Annotated in this window: 15 protein-coding genes and 1 other RNA gene; 4 read left to right on the top strand and 12 right to left on the bottom strand. The window is 46.1% G+C overall.

The window, feature by feature from the left end; all coding sequences use genetic code 11:
* Positions 1–34 precede the first annotated feature (34 nt).
* From SPIRS_RS10440 to mazG, 4 genes are all read left to right on the top strand, one after another.
* Positions 35–1,561 carry a sugar ABC transporter ATP-binding protein gene (locus SPIRS_RS10440; protein WP_013254652.1) on the top strand — a complete coding sequence of 509 codons (1,527 nt, stop codon included), beginning with the start codon at positions 35–37 and terminating at the stop codon, positions 1,559–1,561.
* Entirely contained in the window at positions 1,548–2,510 is a 963-nt protein-coding gene (locus tag SPIRS_RS10445) for an ABC transporter permease (protein ID WP_013254653.1), read from the top strand. The genes SPIRS_RS10440 and SPIRS_RS10445 overlap by 14 nt, the downstream gene beginning before the upstream one ends.
* Positions 2,511–2,549: 39 nt before the next feature.
* Positions 2,550–3,491 carry a sugar ABC transporter substrate-binding protein gene (locus SPIRS_RS10450; RefSeq protein ID WP_013254654.1) on the top strand — a complete coding sequence of 314 codons (942 nt, stop codon included), beginning with the start codon at positions 2,550–2,552 and terminating at the stop codon, positions 3,489–3,491.
* A gap of 418 nt (positions 3,492–3,909) precedes the next feature.
* On the top strand, positions 3,910–4,776 hold the full coding sequence (gene mazG / locus SPIRS_RS10455; RefSeq protein ID WP_013254655.1) for a nucleoside triphosphate pyrophosphohydrolase: 867 nt from the start codon (positions 3,910–3,912) through the stop codon (positions 4,774–4,776).
* Between the two features lie 15 nt (positions 4,777–4,791).
* On the opposite strand, the gene SPIRS_RS10460 is transcribed toward mazG, so the two are convergent.
* The 12 genes from SPIRS_RS10460 to mltG all read right to left on the bottom strand — a co-directional run bounded on the left by SPIRS_RS10460 (position 4,792) and on the right by mltG (position 19,810).
* Positions 4,792–7,329, bottom strand: a complete 2,538-nt coding sequence (locus SPIRS_RS10460; protein WP_013254656.1) for a TIGR03936 family radical SAM-associated protein — start codon at positions 7,327–7,329, stop codon at positions 4,792–4,794.
* An 11-nt stretch (positions 7,330–7,340) separates the two neighbouring features.
* Positions 7,341–8,654: a rod shape-determining protein RodA gene (gene rodA, locus SPIRS_RS10465; RefSeq protein ID WP_013254657.1), complete on the bottom strand. Its 1,314-nt coding sequence runs from the start codon at positions 8,652–8,654 to the stop codon at positions 7,341–7,343.
* A gap of 1 nt (position 8,655) precedes the next feature.
* Positions 8,656–10,524 carry a penicillin-binding protein 2 gene (gene mrdA / locus SPIRS_RS10470; protein WP_013254658.1) on the bottom strand — a complete coding sequence of 623 codons (1,869 nt, stop codon included), beginning with the start codon at positions 10,522–10,524 and terminating at the stop codon, positions 8,656–8,658.
* On the bottom strand, positions 10,524–11,030 hold the full coding sequence (gene mreD / locus SPIRS_RS10475) for a rod shape-determining protein MreD (RefSeq protein WP_013254659.1): 507 nt from the start codon (positions 11,028–11,030) through the stop codon (positions 10,524–10,526). Before mreD ends, mrdA begins: the two co-directional genes overlap by 1 nt.
* Positions 11,027–11,881 (bottom strand): rod shape-determining protein MreC, encoded by an 855-nt coding sequence (gene mreC / locus SPIRS_RS10480; protein WP_013254660.1) that lies wholly within the window; start codon positions 11,879–11,881, stop codon positions 11,027–11,029. The genes mreD and mreC overlap by 4 nt, the downstream gene beginning before the upstream one ends.
* Before the next feature lie 17 nt (positions 11,882–11,898).
* Complete coding sequence (locus SPIRS_RS10485; protein ID WP_013254661.1) at positions 11,899–12,942, bottom strand: rod shape-determining protein; 1,044 nt, start codon at positions 12,940–12,942, stop codon at positions 11,899–11,901.
* Between the two features lie 23 nt (positions 12,943–12,965).
* The gene (locus SPIRS_RS10490) at positions 12,966–13,943 is read right to left on the bottom strand and encodes a tetratricopeptide repeat protein (protein ID WP_171814764.1); all 978 of its coding nucleotides are present in this window, start codon (positions 13,941–13,943) and stop codon (positions 12,966–12,968) included.
* A 13-nt stretch (positions 13,944–13,956) separates the two neighbouring features.
* An RNA gene (rnpB, locus tag SPIRS_RS21950) (RNase P RNA component class A) lies at positions 13,957–14,309 on the bottom strand.
* Positions 14,310–14,336: 27 nt separating this feature from the next.
* A complete protein-coding gene (locus SPIRS_RS10500) occupies positions 14,337–15,134 on the bottom strand; it encodes a zinc ribbon domain-containing protein (protein ID WP_013254663.1) in 798 nt (265 codons plus the stop codon).
* A 12-nt stretch (positions 15,135–15,146) separates the two neighbouring features.
* Positions 15,147–16,985 (bottom strand): RNA polymerase sigma factor RpoD, encoded by a 1,839-nt coding sequence (gene rpoD / locus SPIRS_RS10505; RefSeq protein ID WP_013254664.1) that lies wholly within the window; start codon positions 16,983–16,985, stop codon positions 15,147–15,149.
* Entirely contained in the window at positions 16,982–18,763 is a 1,782-nt protein-coding gene (dnaG, locus tag SPIRS_RS10510; protein WP_013254665.1) for a DNA primase, read from the bottom strand. Before dnaG ends, rpoD begins: the two co-directional genes overlap by 4 nt.
* Before the next feature lie 3 nt (positions 18,764–18,766).
* Entirely contained in the window at positions 18,767–19,810 is a 1,044-nt protein-coding gene (mltG, locus tag SPIRS_RS10515) for an endolytic transglycosylase MltG (RefSeq protein WP_013254666.1), read from the bottom strand.
* Position 19,811: the final 1 nt, after the last annotated feature.

Raw genomic sequence — 19,811 nt, forward strand, 5'->3', positions numbered from 1 at the left:
TCGTAATTGAAGAAAATCCGGAAAGGGGTTTATCGTGTCCGATCCTATTCTCGAAATGAAAAACATCACGAAAAGTTTCTCAGGTGTCAAGGTCTTGGACAATGTGCAATTGACCGTCATGCCCGCTGAGGTACATGCACTCATGGGGGAGAACGGGGCAGGAAAATCAACACTCATGAATATTCTCCGGGGGATATATCAACCTGATGGTGGTGATATCTTTTTAGAAGGGAAAAAGATCATTAATCATAATCCGAAAGAGGCCACGGAACATAGAATCTCAATGATTCATCAGGAACTTCATCCCATTTTGGATATGAATGTTGCCGAAAACATCTTCCTCGGTAGAGAAATAAAGAGGGGTACCGATGGGATTTGCAGCATTGTTAATAAAAAGAGAATGAAGGAAGAGGCCCAAAAGCTTTTTGATGTGATAGGAATAGCGATCAATCCCTCGATCCTCATGCGTAATCTCAGCGTGGCCCAGTGTCAACTTGTAGAAATTGTTAAGGCAATTTCCATCTCTGCAAAAATAGTCATTATGGATGAACCGACATCGGCCTTAACAGAAAAGGAAGTCGACCTTCTTTTCAAGCAGATAGACAAACTCAGATCGGGTGGAGTTTCGGTGATTTATATCTCTCACAAGATGGATGAGATATTTCGCGTTGCCGACTCCATAACGGTCCTCAGGGATGGCCAATTTATTGGTAGTGATAAAGTAGGAAATTTAGATAAGAACAATCTTATTAAGATGATGGTAGGAAGAGAACTTACCGAAATATTTCCGAAAGCAGAGGCACGTATCGGGGAGGTTGTTCTTGAAGCTCGGCACTATACTTGGGAGAACAAGGTGAAAAATGTCAGCTTCTCACTGCGCCGTGGCGAAATATTAGGGATAGCAGGTCTAGTCGGTGCGGGTAGAAGCGAGTTGGTTGAAACGCTTTTTGGGGTTCATCCCAATTATGATGGCAAGTTGTATATCGAAGGGAAGCATGTCGACATCAGAAAAACCGGCGACGCCATTGTTCATAAGATTGCTTTGATCACAGAAGATAGAAAACAGACGGGTTTAAACCTTTCGGCTTCCATCGAACAGAATATTACGCTTGTGTCGTTAGAACAGCTTTTTCCGCATGGCATTATCAACAAAAAAAAGGAAGCATTGGTTACGGAAAAAAGTATGCAACGGCTCGGAGTAAAGGCCGGTTCAAGAAGTGTAAAAACCGTTTCGTTAAGTGGAGGAAATCAACAAAAGGTAGTCATAGCAAAGTGGTTACTTGCAGAACCGGAGATAATTATCATGGACGAACCGACCAGAGGTATCGATGTCGGTGCCAAACGAGATATCTATTTGCTTTTGGGAGAACTTGTTCAAGCCGGTAAGGCTGTATTGATGATCTCGTCTGAGATCCCCGAAATTATGGGTGTTGCAGATCGTATTCTTGTTATGGCCGAAGGACGAATTACCGGAGAACTTGATCGCAAAGATTTCTCTCAAGAGAAGATTATGTATTTTGCTTCACAATTCGACAAAGGAAATGAGAATGAAGAAAATTAGGAATTTTATGTCGCTACACTCAATGCGGGAGTTGGGAATTGTTTTTGTTTTTGCTGCAATCCTCCTGATTCTCATAATCCTTTCGCCAAATGCTTTTGCGAGGCCTGCCAATTTAATCAATATCATCAAGCAGGCTTCGATAAACGGCATTCTTGCCATGGGCATGATGTTTGTCATCATTAGCGACGGTATAGACCTTTCCGTGGGATCCATTGTTGCCCTGACAGGGGTCGTTTCTGCAAGTTTTGCACATCCCGGCGAGTATCCACTTATCGTTCCCATTATCCTCGCCCTTAGCATCGGTCTTTTTGTCGGATGGCTTAATGGAGTAGGGGTTGCGGTTGGAAATATCCCGGCCTTCATTGTTACATTAGGAATGATGACCATGATACGGGGAGTTGCCTTAATTGTAAGCAGAGGAGCCCCTGTCTTCGGCGTTACCAAAGCCTATGAATTTATTGCAGGTGGCTTTCTTTTTGATCGTATTCCGCTTCTTGTGGTCTATTTTACCATTATTACCTTAATAAGCGCATATATACTTACAAAGACGGTTTTCGGCAGAAGGGTCTATGCCGTCGGTGGTAACGATATCTCAGCGGCTTTTTCCGGAATTAACGTAAAGAAAATTCGCATCTCAGTGTACATGATTTCAGGACTTCTGGCAGGATTTGCCGGCTTGCTTCTTGCATCGAGAACCGTTTCTGGAAATCCGACAGCTGGACAATCTTACGAACTTGATGCAATAGCAGCCGCTGTTATCGGTGGTGTAAGCATGTCCGGCGGTTCAGGAAAATGGTACGGCACGGTTATCGGTGCGCTCTTAATCGCTGTGATAGGAAATGGCCTTGATATTCTGAATGTGTCATCTCATTACCAATTGGTCATCAAGGGGGCAATCATCATTTCCGCCGTCCTTCTTGATGTAAAAGGAAAGGAAAAAGCGGCATAACGCCGTTTGAAATAACTTTAACGACGAGGAGGATTCTTTATGAGAAAAGTCTTACTAATGGCAATGGGCATCATGTTGATGACATCAAGTCTCTTGTTTGCCGCAGGATCGGCAGAAGATGGGGATGCAAAGCCAGAGAGATATGCGCTTATGATGAGTCACATGACAAATGCCTTTACCATGGAATTATCAGATGCCGTAAAATCAAAGGCAAAAGAGTTGGGTGTCGATCTTACCGTCTTCGACGGCGGCCAGGATGTTTCAAAGCAAATTAGCCAAGTAGAATCGGCAATAAACCAAGGCTATGCCGGCATTCTCATTGAGCCGGCTTCGGTAGATGGAATCAAACCAGCGGCAGAAGCGGCAAAGAAAGCAGGGATTCCTTTAATTACCGTTAATCAGCGGATCACCGATCAGGAACTTGCCAGTGCCTATGTTGGTGCAAATCCGGTTGAAGGTGGCGAACTTGAAATGCGTACCGCTGCAGAAGCAATTGGGGGAAAGGGGAAAGTTGCTTTCCTTCTTGGACCTCTTGGTTCGGATGCACAGATAGGCAGAACTCAAGGATACTACAATGTTCTGAAAGAGTATCCGGGAATCGAAGTCGCATACGAACAGAGCGCAAATTGGCGGACAGACGAGGCCTTAAAGCTCGTAGAGAATTGGTTACAGACTGGTGTGGAACTAAAGGCAATTGTGGCCAACAACGACGGTATGGCCCTTGGAGCCCTTAAGGCTGTAGAAGATGCAAAAATGCTTGATAAAATTAAAATCTATGGTCTTGATGCAACACCTGATGCACTTGCTGCGGTTAAAGAAGGTCGTTTGTCTGCAACAATTTCACAGAGCACCACAGAACAAGGCCTGGTCGCCATGGAAACCATTGTCAAAATAGTCAATGGGGAGAAGGTTCCAGCCGAGATAATCGTCGGCCACACCTTATTGGATAAAAAGGCAGTCGACCAAATGGCAAAAAACTAAAAAAGAGAATACTTTTAAAAGGTAAAGGCTGTTCCGTGTCTCCACGAAAGGTGGATGGAATTAGCCTTTACCTTAACATAGTGTTCCGAATCCTGGTGGTCGTAGCGTCCCAATTCTTTTTCTTTCCATCAATTACAAGAGTACAGGTGCAAAAGATCACGTAATCCGGGAAATGAAAGGATTTCTCCGGGGGAAACGGCATAAAACCACCAGGATTCCGGACACTACTTTTACCTAAATCATCAATCAACATCATCATAAACACTTATACTTGAAACGCCCAAAATATCCCCTAATAATTTACTTCCCATAATGTATATTCTGTCTACTAAGATTTATATTTATAGGAGGCACGGGTAATAATTAGCTCTTTTCTCTTTTATGAAATTTCAACAAAAGCAAGATCTCTCTCATCCCGTTGTCAGAAGATGGAAAAATCGTTACACTTTTTGGCATGACGACACCGACAATAGAAGACGAAACATTGTATACAGATGCTAAAAGCCCCGATCAGGCATTTTCCCGACTCGCGGCAATTATTAAACTGCTTCGAGGCCCTGGAGGCTGTCCATGGGACAAAAAGCAGACCATCTCATCGATGGCTCCTCAACTATTGGAAGAGACCTATGAGGTTATTGATGGAGTCAAGGAAGAAGACCTTGCCAATACGCGGGAAGAGCTTGGTGATGTTTATCTTGTAACGACTATGATGGCTCAAATCTTATCTGAGGATGGCCTAAGCTCTCACACCGAAATTCTGAATGAGGTGTGTAATAAATTGATTCGTCGCCACCCACATGTCTTTTCCGGAGCGACTGCAGAAAACCCAGAAGAGGTCCTTAAACTCTGGAACGACGTAAAAGAAAATGTTGAGGGGAAAAAGAAACCTACTTCGATTCTTGCTTCTGTGAAACGGTCGCTACCCCCACTTGAGCGGGCTTACAAGCTTCAGAAAAAGGCTGCCAAGGTCGGCTTTGATTGGACTAATTCTCATGATGTATGGAAAAAGATACAGGAAGAGTTTGATGAGTTGGTAGAAGCTTATGAAGAGCATGATAAGGATCATGCCGAGGAAGAACTGGGCGATTTCCTTTTTTCGGTTATCAACATATGCCGTTTCCTTGATATAGATCCGGCTCTTGCTCTTCACCGTGCTAACCAGAAGTTTTTTTCTCGCTTCACCTATGTTGAGGATAAAATGAAAGAGGCAGGATACCAACTCTCGAAGGAGTATATGGCTGCTATGGAGCGGTTTTGGAACGATGCAAAAACCGAAGGCCTATAAAGCCCACATAAGAAGCTATGAAGGAAAAGCTGAAAAAAACTGCTCATAGCTAATCAGTTCGGACTCCGGAGATCCACCTCCCCTGCCTTTGTCATTTCGTTTCCTGGTAAGTGTTGCAGTACGAGTAACAATGAACTCCGGGAAAAAGTTTTTGGCTTCTTGTGAAAAACCTTCCATATAATAGCGCAGATTTCCGTCCTTTCGTCCTGTATCGGCAAGATAAAGTCTAAGGCTCTCTTTTTCCCAATTAACCGAAGAGCCGCTGGGAAGAGCCGCCTTTAGATAATCGTACAGCAGATTCAGACGATCATTCCGTTCCGCTTCTATCGTATATACAGAGCCACCATAGGCTGCCATGAGCGAAACCTTTTTCTCACCGGCAGGCGGAGCGTAAACCTCTGAACACATTGAAACAGCAAAACCATCGGGAAGTACATTATTCAATTTTCTCACAAGTCCCAGGAAGCCGTCTTCACGCTCTTTCTTTTCATCATCACTATCAAGAAGAATATTGACCATCAGATATTCCGCATTCGATTCAACACCGAGCATCAGCGGATTCGCAAAACTCAGTTTCGGTTTCGGATTAAAACCTTGAGAAAAAGCAAGTCTGATCTGCGCACGCTGAAATGATCGCTCAAAGATCGTCATTGTATTAATGTGGCTTAAAAAAGAAGCCTTTCCCGTTTTACTAAAACGACAGAGAAGCGTCAGCTGGGATTCGTTCTCAATGGACCTTTCTTTTATCGACGAATTCTGAGGCTCAGGCCCTGTTACAGAGGCTTCCGTTTCAACGATTGAAACATCTGAGACGCAGATTCCACAGTTATGATCACAGGGAACAGAACAGATGGAGGTTAACACAGCCTCCTTCGCTTGCTTCTTTTCACGCTTAAGAAAACCCTTTCCGACACCAAGATCAATGCTATCCCACGGCAGGCTCTCGTCAAGGCTCTTTTCTTCCAGAATCTCTTTCGTAATGTTCCAGCCGGAATTTGCAAAGAGATCCCGCCAGAGATCCCGTTTGACATGCTCTTCCCATGCGTCGAGACCCGCTCCACGCTTAAAAGCTTGCTCGATCAAGGCTCCAACCCTAGCGTCCCCCCTGGACAGAACCCCTTCAAGGGTCGAAATAAAGGGATCATGATAGTTTAACTTTACCGGCCCTCTCCGGAAACGCCCCTTAAGTCGCTGCAGTTTTTCGGAAGCTTCTTCTTCGTGAAGCTGACGCGACCACTGGAATGGCGTATGGGGTTTGGGAATAAATGTTCCGACATTCACATTGATAGGCATCCGCACACTTTGCTGAATCTCTTCAATATAGTCACCAATGAGATCGACTTCATTCTCGGCATTACCTATAGGCAGACCTATCATAAAATAAAACTTTGCCAAGCGCCATCCGGACTGTTTGGCTGTCCTGAGGATATCGATCACTTGTTCGATGGGAACACTTTTATTGATCGTTTTCTGCGCATTATCTCCCGGTACCTCGATGGCAAAGGTCAAACCGCTTTTCCTAACCCTTGAGATTTCCTGGAGAAGCGGCAGGGTGAAACTGTTGACTTTCAGGGAGGGTAAGGAAAACGATACGCCATCGGAGGCGTATCGTTGATTGAGTAGCGTGATAAGCTGATGGATATGGCTATAATCCCCTGAAGAAAGAGAAGAGAGTGTGATCTCGCGATAACCGGCACACCGGACCAAGAATTCCACCTCTTCAAGAATATGCTCAAGGGGTTTTTCACGTTTCTGGCGATAAAAATATCCGGCATGGCAAAAACGGCACCCATTAGGGCAGCCGCGCATAATCTCAACGACACCATGGTCTTGTACCACCTTGATATTCGGGACAGGTACAGGGCCAAGGGAAGCAGTGCCGAATCCCTGCCAGGAAGCACGAATTGTCATCTCACTCTTTTCTGGGTACCATATATGCTTGCTTGCACGCAGCAGGCTGATGAGGGAATCCCTATCAGCGCCCTGCTTCTTAGCATCCGCAAGTTGTGAAACAAGGTTGGAGAATACGCTCTCTGCCTCTCCGATAAAAACCCCGTCGAAGAAAGCCCCGAAAGGCGTAGGATTTGTTACAGCCGGACCGCCTGCAATAACGATGGGATCCCCTTCCCTTCTCTCTTTGCTGTGAAGGGCTACCCCGCCTGCATGGAGGACATGTAAAATAGTCGTGGCGGATAATTCATATCCGATGGAAATACCGAGAAGATCGAGGCGGTTGAGGGGAATCCCATTTTCGAGGGTAAAAAGAGGTATACTGTGGACCAAAAGTTCTTCCTCGAAATCAAAGGCAGGAGCAAAAACACGCTCGCAGGCAACATGTTCTAAAGCGTTTAAACTGCCGTACAATATCTTTACGGCATTATTTGACATCCCGATTTCATAAAGATCCGGGAAACAGATTCCGACGCGATATAACCCAGCGAGTTCTTTACGGATCATGCCGTATTCACCACCGACATATCGACCGGGCTGCAGAACTTGATGGAGGATACCGCGAAGATCTTTTTCCGGAATAATCAAATTGCTATGTTTCACCTACACGGCCCCTAATAGTGATATCGTCTGACATAAATATTCTGAATAAGAGAAAGTCCAATTAAAGCCGTCCAGAGAGAGGATCCACCGTATGAAAGGAAGAAGAGCGGTATACCGGTAATCGGCATAATGCCAATTGCCATACCTATATTAACCACGAGGTGGAAAAAGAACATTCCGACGACTCCAGCGATTACCAATGAACCAAAGGTATCTTTGCTGGAAAAAATCATGGTAAGCCCGCGAAAAATAATCAGGGCGAACAGGGCTATAACAAGTACAGACCCGAAGAATCCCAGTTCTTCCGCAAGAATCGAGAAAATAAAATCGGTGCTCTGCTGAGGAAGAAAGCGGTAATGGCTTTGAGTTCCCTGCAAATAGCCCTTTCCCCATACTCCTCCGGACCCGACTGCTGTTACCGATTGTATAATGTTCCATCCGTTTCCTTGAGGATCGACCGATGGATCAATAAAAACGATTAGACGCATGATCTGATAATCTTTCAGAACCTTTCCAACCATTCGGGAAGCAAACAGGGCTGAGGTTATTATCACCAAGCCATATCCGATCCAGTAGAAATAGCGCTGCTTTGTAATAAGAAAGCCGACCCAGGCAGAAACAGTAGCCAGGAGTAAGGCTCCTCCTAGGACGCGAAAAAGAAATGGATTCGTAAGTACCTGGACGAAGGCAATCTGTCGTTGAATGAAATAGAGCTGCCACACCGGTAAGACCCCAATCAGAATGGTCAACGAGCCAACGGCAATGAGAAAAAATATATAACGCTTTTGCACTCCGGCGATAAAGGCAATAGTAAGGAAAATGGGCACATAGACCGAAGCGGTACCGAGATCAGGCTGTACAAGGATAAACGCCATCGGTACGACAGCCAAAAACATTCCCTTAAGGAAAACAGACAGCTTTTTCACACCCTTCTTATTGTTTTCAAAATAGCGAGCGAGCAAGATAATTGTCGATATCTTGGCAAACTCGGAAGGCTGAATACCAAAACCAAAAAAACCGAGCCAGGAGCGGGCTCCGTTGACCGACTTTCCCAAAACAAGAGTAGAAATCAGCAAAAAAATTGAAAAAAAGTATATGACGACGGCCCACATGCGAATTATTGAATAGTCAACCATGAGCAGTACAAAGAAAAGTACAATACCAAGAACAGCCCATATAATCTGATAAAGATACTCATTTGAAACAAGTTCGCCACTCGAATTTATGCCGCTGGAATAGATGAAGAGAACCCCCAAAACCATCAAAATCAGCATGGAGATGAAGAGTATCAGATCAAAATTAAAGATATTTCCCGACCTTGCCACTCTAATTCTCCTTCCTGCGATCATTATGAAGCCATCCCCAGTGAAGGGCCTTCAGAGCCTCATCATAGGTTTGATGTGCGAAGATTCCCTGGAAGATGATGTTGGCTGCCCTGACAGCCCACCATTCCCAATCATTGGATGCTTCGACCATGGTCACTACTACCAGCTGGTCTTCAGGCGGAGCACCGTAGGGACCGTTTGCTGCAAACCAAGCATGCCATCGGTCGTCATAGCCTACCTCGGCCGTTCCTGTCTTACCAGCTACATCGACAGCCTTTGTTGTGATTACAACGGCTGCCGTCCCGTCCGTGATAACCCCCCGCATATTTTCCTGAACCGTTTTGAAGGTCTCCTTGCTGATCGGAGCCGTTTTGTATGCCACAGGGTCGACAACCCTAACGGTCTCGCCGCTGGTGGGGTCTCTTACCTCTTTGAGGAAATGGGGACGATAAATAACGCCTTGATTGACGGTCATCGCTACAGCATTTGCCAACTGAATCGGTGTAACCAAGAGGTAACCCTGTCCAATCGAAAGGTTAACCGTGTCACCACCGACCCAGGGACTGTTAAAACGTTGCTGTTTCCACTGGGGAGTGGGAACGAGACCTGCTATCTCTCCCGGAATATCAATTCCGGAAACTGAACCAAAACCGAACAGTTTGGCATATTCGGAAATGATATCGATCCCCAAATGTCGTAGGCCTAAAGTATAAAAATAGACATCACAACTTTCCTCCAGGGCCTCTTTCAGATTAAGGGGCCCATGGCCATGGAGCAGGTGACAGTTGAAGTAGCGATCGCCAAGGCGAAAACGTCCTTCGCAGGTTATCGTTTTCTGAGGATCGATGGCATGCTCCTCCAGTGCAGCGGTAGTCATAATAATCTTAAAGGTTGAGCCCGGAGGATTTGCAGATTGTATTGCTCGATTGAGAAATGGGTTATGGGGGTCAAGGCTCAAGGTCCGAAAGGCTTCGTCAGATGTGTCGGTGTAAAAAAGATTTGGGTCAAACCAAGGATAGGAAACCATGGCGATAATTTCGCCGGTGGCAGGCTTGAGAACAATGGCCGATCCCATCCTGTCACCGAGGGCTTCTTCACACAGTTTCTGAATGCGCTTATCAACGGTAAGTACGAGGTTTTTGCCATTTTCAGGGGCTTCGAAGCGATCTTCGATGCCGCCGATTTGGCGGCCCCTGACATCAACCGTAGAAAAGGAACGTCCATCCTTTCCTCGAAGCAAGGTATCGTAGCCTTTTTCTATCCCGCTTTTGCCGATGACAGAATTGATATTGTATCCCTGATTGTAGAGGACCTGTAGTTCCTCAACGGTGATGTTGCCCACATAACCGAGGATGTGTGAAAGAGAGCCGATGTCATTGTAGTTTCGAATGGACTTGCTGTTCCAGGTGACGCCGGGAAAGTCTTCAACACGTTCGGCAATTCTGGTGACCGTTGCGAGATCAACTCCACTTTTCACCTCAATAGGCTGAAAGTACTGAGATGCTCGAGCCGGAATCTTCTTTTCAATAGCAGATTCCGGCATATTCAGTACCCTTCCAAGCCGTTCGAACACAGCATTTCGGTTATCCGCCGGAAGCTGAGCAGGGATGATATATACGGCAAAGGAGTCTATGTTTGTCGCAAGCGGATAATCGGCATTACGATCAAAAATCTCACCACGTTGGGCCGGTACCGTAAATGAACGCATGGCAACGGCCTTTGCGCGATCTTGATAAAAAATCGTATGAACTACCTGCATGTTGAAAAGATACAGAAGATAGATTAACACGAGCAGGCCGAAGATGAATCCCAGAACAAGAACTCTCGACTTGCGGACTGTTGAGTCTTGGGGCCCGGAAAAACCCGTCATCAGAACCCTTCCCGCTGCTTACCGTTCATCAAACCGGTCACTTTCAGAATTCCAAAAACGAAGGGAGACAGGATCATGTTCATAACAAGCTCAAGCCAGGATACTGCAGAAAAAGAAGACACCTCACTCGACGCAAGAAAGACGACGTCGAGGAGTGCCGATAGTACCATTTTAAAAAGAGATGCAAAAAATAGTAGTAATAACGGGAAAAACAATGGGTCAAGAAATACCTTTCCCTTACTCTTACCAAAAAGATAGCCGGTAACAGAATATATCAATCCAAAATATCCAAAGGGAGCAAGGGTAAGAGCATCGAGAAAAAGCCCGGCGATAAACCCTAAAAGGATAGCCTTAAAAGAACCTGTCGAATGGGCCATAAAGACCAACAGGACGAGAACAAAATCGGGACGGACACCAGCCCAGCCCACATTTTTAAAGAAAGTAGTGTCGATAAAGATGACAACAAGAAGGATAATTGCATATAAAAAAGATTTTCTCGTTCTCACTGATTGGGCTCCTGCTTCAGAATAAAAACATATTCAAGTCGTGAGAAATCGATAGCCGGCTCAATCTCAATAATCAAGGAGGGCTGCCATTCGGGAGATTCAATCCCCACTACTCTTCCGATGGGTATTGAGGCAGGATAGATAGAACGCAAACCGCTGGTCACCACCAGATCGCCATAACGAATTTCCTCTTTTGCGCGTTTCTTAACATAGCGCATAAAAATAGCTCCACCCTTTTTACCATCACCACCGACCAAACCTTCATAACGTCCGGCTGAAAAACGGGCGGCGACAAAGCATTCGTGATCGAAAATGGGAAGGATCATCGCTGTCCTTGACGTGGCCGAAATAACCTTTCCGACCAGCCCTTGGCGGCCATCCTGATAGGCAATCACTGGCATATCAACGGCGACACCGCTGCTCATGCCCTTATCGACGGTCATTCCGTGAAAAAGGGTTCCGGGATCCATTGCAATAACCCGAGCCGGTACGTGCCGATAGGATAGTTCTCCCGAAAAGCTTAATTGATCGCGTAAGCGATCATTTTCCGCTCGAAGAGAGTCGAGGTCCCGTTGGATAATCTGATAGTGTTCAACCTGATTTTGCAAGGCACGGTAATCTTTTCGCAAATCACGTAGTTCACCGATGGAGTTGACGGTGCCGGAAAAAAAGTTGCCTACGGAGGCAAATAGATATTGGACCGCGGCTGCCGAGCCCCTGACAAGACCCACCGGATTTGTAAAACGATTCTTCGTTTCAAATCCCATTCCGACGAGGCAGATAAAAATAGAAACAGCCAGCAGACACCCTGCCGCATGCGATGAGATAAACTCTTTTGGCTTTTTCATCATGAAAGCCTTTTACCACATCAACTGTTGAGTGTGTTGTAGATCGTTTTGCTTCCGAAGGCATCACGCGTATGCTCAAAATACATGCCTGCACCCTGAGCAACGCAAAGAAGTGGCTCCTCGGCAAGGATAACGGGAACCCCTGTTTCCTTTGCAATCAGTCTGGGAAAGCCCTTTAGAAGAGAACCTCCTCCTGTCATAACAATACCACGTTCGACGATATCTGCCGCAAGTTCCGGAGGGGTCTGTCCCAGTGTACGTTTAATCTCTTCAACAACGGCATTGATCGGCTCCTGAAGCGCTTCTCGGACTTCCACGCTATCGATTTCCAGTCTTCTGGGAAGACCGGTGATGGCATCGGTTCCCTTAATCTCCATTTTTTCAATCTTCTTATCGGCGGTAGCATTGCCAATCGATATCTTGAGATTCTCAGCAGTCTGTTCTCCGATAATCAGATTATGAACATTTCTAACATGCTTGATGATCGACTCGTCAAACTCGTCTCCACCGAGACGAATGGCATTGGTAACAACCATACCACCAAGGCTGATTACAGAAATTTCGGTTGTCCCCCCTCCAATGTCACAAACCATATGACCGGCAGGTTCAAAGATGGGAATATCGGCACCGATAGCTGCAGCAAGAGACTCCTCGATGACTTTCACTTCACGTGCGCCAGCCTTATAGGCACTCTCTTCCACGGCCCGTCGTTCAACCTCTGTTATGCAGGTAGGGACACCAATTACCATACGGGGTTTTACAAACCAGCGACGCGGTAGGATTTTCGAAATGAAATAACGTATCATCTTTTCGGTTGTTTCTAGATCGGCGATAACACCGTCCCTCAAGGGACGAATTGCGATGATATCGCCGGGGGTCTTCCAAAGCATTCTCTTTGCCTCTGCTCCCACTGCAACGACCTTTTTTGTCCCCCGTTCAACCGCAACGACGGAGGGCTCACTGATCACAATACCCTTCCCACGTACATATACCAAGGTGTTACATGTTCCAAGATCAATGCCTATATCCGTAGAAAAAGCTCCGGCTAGTTTTTTCATGGCCATCTGAAGTAGTCCTCCATGTTGTTTTAGTAAAGCTTTGTCAGGGCTCCGTAATGTGAAGGGTCGATTTCAAGAGCCCTTCGCCATTCAGCCCGAGCCTTTACCCTATTGTTCTGCTTCTCAAATACTTCACCAAGATAATAATATGCATCGGCAGATCGCTTATTTGTCTCAAGAATTTTCTCATATTGGCTTTTTGCTTTCTCCAATTCGCCGCGATCCATATATAACGAACCGAGCAAAAATCTACTTTTTTGTTCGATTCCCTCATCTTCGGTGGCTCCTATTGCCTTCAGAAGAAACGCTTCTGCTTCTTTATATAACTCCATCTTATCATAAGTTTGTCCAATCGTCAGGTAAAGTATATCACTTGGTTCTTTTTCCACCGCCTTGAGAAAATAATCAAGACTCTTTTGGTACTGCCCAAGCTCGCCATAGGCTAACCCGATATACTCCAGAGTATCATCACCCTCATAGCCCTCTTCCTCGGATGCCAATAAATTCCGAAGCGCGAGATCTGCATAATAGCGCCCTTTGTGATAATAGGTTTTACCCAAAACATATTGGATCTGGGCCTTCATGGGAACATCATCAAAAAGCAAGGCCCTTCGCAAATCAGCAATGGCATCGTCAAATACCGGAAGTTGCTCTTCCGGAGTATATTGACCGATTCCATAGTAAAAGGAGGCAAAGCCATGATAGATCAAGGCCTCCAAAGAGAGCGGATCTTGATCCAGGACTCGATTGGACCAGGAGAGAACCCCTGAATAGTCACCCTGCTTCCATAATGCTTCGGGAGAAACATCCCCCTCTTCATTAGTATCTCCAGGCGAAAGAGTTGTCTCATCAACCGAAATATCAACCGGAAGCTTTTTTGGGGTCAAAAAAAAGATAAGAACGGCGCCAACAAGCAAAACCGAGACAATTGTGATGATAATTATTGGTCCCCGTCGCCTTTTTTCCGGCCGATATCCGGTTTGATATCTGCTTTGGGGCAGGATCATGTTTCGCTCCATAAAAAAAAGCAGGCCTGTAAGCCGGGTTCTGTTATAGACGGCCATCTATCTGGGAAGACCGTTACCGATCCTCTCATGCAGCCTACCCGCGGAATCGAGCGGACCACCCTACCGCTGCTTGGCTTTGCTCCGAGTGAGGTTTTCAGTGCCCTTACCGTTGCCGGAAAGGCGGTGGGCTCTTACCCCGCCGTTTCACCCTTACCCATCCGAACCAAATCGGATAGGCGGTATACTTTCTGTTGCACTATCTGTGACGACGCAAAATCGTCCCCGGGAATTACCCGGCACTCTGTCCTGCGGAGCCCGGACTTTCCTCCATTTCCACAAAGAAACGGCGGCCGCCCGGCCTGCTTTCATATAAATGCTGTTTTTATCTTCGAGTTACTCGTCTAACCCGAAATCCTCCAAATTAACAAGATCCGTAAGGCTACCACTATCCTCTTCCGTTACAAAATCACCGGTAGCAACCTCTTCTTCTTCATAAAAAAGAATTCTACTACAATAGGGGCAAAAAAGAATATTTTCTCCCGAGCGTACATCATTCTCGAATTGAGCGGGAAGCATCATATGGCAACCGGTACACACCGAATCTTTTACCGGCACAATACCAAGACCGGCTTTGCTTCGGATGATTCGTTCAAACTTAAAAAGGATCTCCTCGTCAAGTCCTGGAGAAATTTCCTGTTCCTCTTTCTCCAGTTCACGAAGCAGAATTCGCTTATCTTCACTCTCCAGTTCTATCCGCTCCTGTTCGGCATGAAGCTCCTCTTCCTGCTGACGAATCATCGACTCTTCCTGCTCTAAAGAATAGGAAAGCTCTTCAAGCTCCTTTTCCTGCCTCAGGATTTCCTTTCTCAGATGCTGTTCCTTTTCGGTGGCATCCTTGATCTCTTTGTCCAAAGCCTCATATTCACGCTGAGTAGAGATCTGATCCATCTGTTTCTCGTATCCTTCCCGTTGATGTTCAGCATCGTCGAGACGAATCCTCAGGCGTCGTATCTGTTCTTTTGTTTCTTCAACCTGACCGTTTTTCTCTACATAACTCTTTTTCAGCCGGTTGAGTAGTTCAGTCTTGGTATTGAGGACCTTCGGTATATCACGAATTTCCTGTTCGATCTCAAATTTCTTCGAGAGCACCTCTTGAAGGGATTTGAGCTTCGAAAAAACATCCTGCATCATCGGATAAACTCCTTAGTTATCAATATAATCTTTCAAACGTCGGCTTCGTTTCGGATGACGCAGCCGTCTCAGTGCTTTTGCCTCAATTTGCCGTATACGTTCTCTGGTTACGTTGAAGTAAAGGCCGACCTCTTCCAGGGTAAGAGAGTAGCCGTCGTCAAGTCCAAATCGCATTTTCAAAACTTCCTGCTCTCTGGGGGGCAATGTTTTCATTACCTCCTGCAACTGTTCCTGAAGCAGGGTGAATGCGGTTTGATTTGCCGGATTTTCAATATCCTTATCCTCGATAAAATCACCGAGGAGGGAATCCTCTTCTTCCCCAATCGGGGTTTCCAAAGAGATCGGTTCTCGAGCAACGTTCTTGACGGACTTTACCCGGAGGACCGTCCAGCCCAGACGCTCGGCAACCTCCTCGTCTGTAGGATCACGTCCCAGAATCTGCATAAGCTGTCTCGATTCCCGAACCACCTTATTAATTTGTTCAATCATGTGAACGGGAACTCGAATAGTCCGTGCTTGGTCGGAAATAGATCGGGTAATTGCTTGTCTGATCCACCAGGTTGCATAGGTTGAAAACTTAAAACCCTTACTATATTCAAATTTTTCAACGGCCTTTATCAGGCCGATATTTCCTTCCTGAACAAGGTCAAAGAAATGAAGTCCACGATTGGTATATTTCTTCGCGATACTTACAACAAGGCGCAGATTCGCTTGAATCAAGCGGTCCTTGGCATTTTTCATCATAACCTGGCCGTGACTGATTTCCTTAGATCGCTCAAGAATGGAATCGATGGCATCCTCGAACTCTAGTTCAATGGATTGAAGATGTTTTTCATTCACCTGGATCTGACGAATTTTTTCTTTGATCTGATCAGAGGAAAGTTGAAGCTCCTCTTCAATCTTCCTGCGCCGCTCAGGGATAGCAAGGCCACGTCCCATGTTTCTTAGCTCTTTCGAAGAGGTGACACCAAGACGCCGCTCTATCCGCTCCTGTTCCCGTTGATAGTGCAGGATTCTTTTTGCCGTATCACTGAACTTTTCGGAGAAACCGACAATTTCTTCCTGATGGATGTCAAGCTCCTCTATAAGGGAAAAGAGTTCATGCCGTTTTTTATCGAGCCGTTGGTCGGTGAGAACATCGCCTCCGGTGGCAATAACCTTTCGCTTCAATTCCATATAGTTCCTCAGCTGAGATCCAATCTTCTTGAAGCCATCCCGATAAAACTGATTGAGACGTCGACGTTCGGTAAGAATTTCCGAAATTTCTTTCTTCGAGAGATCAAGCTCCCGAGGATCGGTCTTCGAAAAGGTCTTCTCCATTAAGTCAAAGAGCTGAGGAATAATCATACCGGATTCTTTTACGACCCGTTTGATGATCGCTTCCCCATGCTCCATCTGTTTGGAAAGTTCGACCTCCTGTTCGGCAGTAAGCAGACTCTCCTTCCCAATTTCCCGAAGATAGAGCCTAATGGGATCGTCGACAGCAGAAGCATCCTTGTCGTTATAGACCACCCGTCTGGTACGATCTGGTGACCGTTTCAAAGGGATATCTTCGAGGGACGTATCACCCTTTTCATCCATATCTCCGTCACTGTCATCATCATCGTCATCCAGATCGACAAAATCATCATCAAGCTCTCCATCGTCATCAGGCATATCATCATTTTTATCCTGCTCATCATCAAGACTAATGTTATGCTCCTCCAGCAACGCAATGACCTCTTCGATTTTTTCGGAATTCACAATCGAATCCGGAAGAAAATCATTTACTTCATCATATGTAATTCGCTTTTTTTCTTTGGCATATTCCAACAACTTTGCTACTGATTTGTCAGCTTGCAATTCTGTCATTCCTTCTCACCCTTGCCTTTTTTCAGTTCCTGATCAAGATAGATTTTTTCTCCAACCAGTTCCCGAATTTCTCCGATCGGTATACCTTTTCGTTCCGATTCGCGGATTTCCGCTTCCACCCTTCGTCTTCGCTCCTCAAGCCTTTGTAACCGTATAGCCTTAACCCCGTCATGGATGATGGATTCTCCATTGACAGTAAACTCATTACCGGAAATCTTTTCGTAGACGAGGTTCTTCAGCTCCTGCCGATCGAGTCGTTGAATCAACGACTCCAAACTTTCCTCGCCGTTTCTGTACGCTTCTTCAAGCGCAATATAGATTTCCCGTGCAAAGGAATCTTCCAGGTCATCAACTCCAATTGTACTTCTTACGTAAGCAAAGGAAGCCCTGTTTACAACAACTGCCAGCATTAAAAAGAGCTCGGAGCCAATCCTTATGATGCCGCTATCAGAAGCGACACGCTCCTCTCTCTTATCATCCCCTCGCTCCATCTCCTTCCGTCTACCGATCTTTTCCAAATCGGCAAGGATGGAAGAGGCATCAATTCGAAGAGTATCCGACAGATATCGTACACAGCCTTCCCGTTTGACCGTAGAATCAATTGTAGTAATATACGGCGCTACCGCAGCAACGACCTCCCTTTCCCCGCCGGGTTGGCGGGCCGATTTTTCCTTGAGCGCACTTTTCACTAAATACTCAAAGCTATTTATAGAATATTTTATTGATTTTATCAATGAGTCCTGCCCCTCTTTTTTCAGCATATCGGCAGGATCAAGCCCTCCCGGCAACTCGACAACCGAACCTTCGAGTCCCGCAGTTTCAATGACCGGTATACTTTTTCGTGCTGCCGCTATCCCCGCCGAATCACCGTCAAAAAGTAATACCACCTCATTTACATAACGCTTTAAAAGCCTCCCTTGTTCGGCGGTAAAAGCTGTTCCCAGGGGGGCAACAGCTCCTCCTGCACCGGATTGATACATAGCAAGCACGTCAAAATAACCCTCGACAACATAGGCGCGCTTTTTCTGCCGTATTACCGGCAGAACCTTTGAAAGACCGAAGAGAATCTCCCGCTTTTTATACAATGCCGTCTCAGGGCTATTGATGTATTTAGGTTCTCCGGAGCCCAGTTTCCGTCCTCCAAATGCAACGGCCTTCCCCCTATGGTTGTATATCGGAAACATGAGGCGATCGCTAAAGAGGGATACATCGGGGTATTTAGAAGAAAAAAGTCCCGATTCGGCAAGAAAATCCTTTGAATAGTTTTTTGCCGATAAAAAACGATAAAGCCAGCGTCTGTCCGCAGGGACATATCCAAGCTCAAAGGCCTCAATCGTTTGACGCTCAATGCCTCGCTCTTGGAGATACGTTTGTGCGTTCCGTCCTTTCTCTGATTCCATAAGAAAATAGTGAAAGGTCTTCACCAGCCTTGCATAGAGTTGCTCAAGAGCATCTGATTTTTTATCGGGAACAAATCCCTGATCAGTATCCGGCAGGGAAACCCCCGCTTTCTCAGCAAGTCGCCGTACGGCCTCGACAAAGCTGATTCCTTCCATCTCCATAACAAAAGTAAATATGGAACCACCCTTATGGCAACCAAAACAATAGAAAAGATTCTCATCTTCAGTTACAGAAAACGAGGGGGTCTTCTCACCATGGAAAGGGCAAAGCCCCCAATAACGCGAGCCCTTTTTCTCAAGGGTTAGGTAATCGGAGACAACTTCAACGATACTGAGATTCCGATTGATTTCTTGGAGGATCGTTTCAGGAATCCGCACTGTTTACCGTCCCTTTATATACAATTGATAGGCCCGGTCATGCTCACCATAGTTTTTGGAAAATACGTGCTCACCGGTCTGGGGGTTCTTTAAAACAAAAAAGAGATAATCGCTCTTTTCCGGCTGAAAAGCAGCTTTTAAGGCCGTTGATCCTGGATTGCAAATAGGTCCGGGAGGAAGTCCTTTATGAAGATACGTATTGTAGGGAGATGATACCTCAAGATCCCTGAAGGTGATTCGTTCGGGATGAGGCCTACCCTGCTCTTCGGTCAATACAAACACGACCGTTGCACAACTTTGAAGCGGCATATTGGTTGCAAGCCGATTCCAGAAAACAGAAGCGATAAGGGGAGCCTCTTCGGCCCGGCGATATTCCCGTTCTACGATCGATGCAAGAATAACCCGTTGATAGAGCTCTTCGGGCTTGAGGCTTTTGTAATCCGGCTCAAACCGTTCCAATTCGGCAAAAAACGAATCAACCAGATGCTCGACAACCTGTTCAGCTGGATAATCTTTCTGAAAAAGGTAGGTGTCGGGAAATAAAAAGCCCTCGGCACCTCTATTCCCCCATTCGACAGGAAATCCATCCTCGGCAGGCTTGTAGTGCGAAACGGCAGCAAGAAAGGCCACTTTATCGACAACGCCAGCCTCTGCAAGAATATCACCGATCTCCCGGGCCCCAAACCCCTCGGGAATCGTTACTCGAAAAAGCCGCTGTTTTCCCTCCACCAAAAGGTCGTGTACCTCAAGAGCCGTAAGCCCCGGGGAAATGGTATAGAGTCCACGCTTGATCTTCGATTCTGTTCCCTGCCATTTTGCCAAAGCAAGGAAGAAATAACGGCTACGTATTGCTCCCATCTCCTTTAAGCGACCGGCAACCGACGAAAGGGTATCTCCTGCCTCGATGGCAAGCAAGCGATCCGAAGAGGAGGAGTTTTCGCTATATGAAGGAGCGCTGTTCAACCACGAGAGAGCGGCCGCCGCCACAAGGACGGCGGCCGCAAGACAGACAAAGATGATAAGAATGATTTTCGCAGCACGCTTCATC

The organism is Sediminispirochaeta smaragdinae DSM 11293 (assembly GCF_000143985.1).
Lineage (GTDB): Bacteria > Spirochaetota > Spirochaetia > DSM-16054 > Sediminispirochaetaceae > Sediminispirochaeta > Sediminispirochaeta smaragdinae.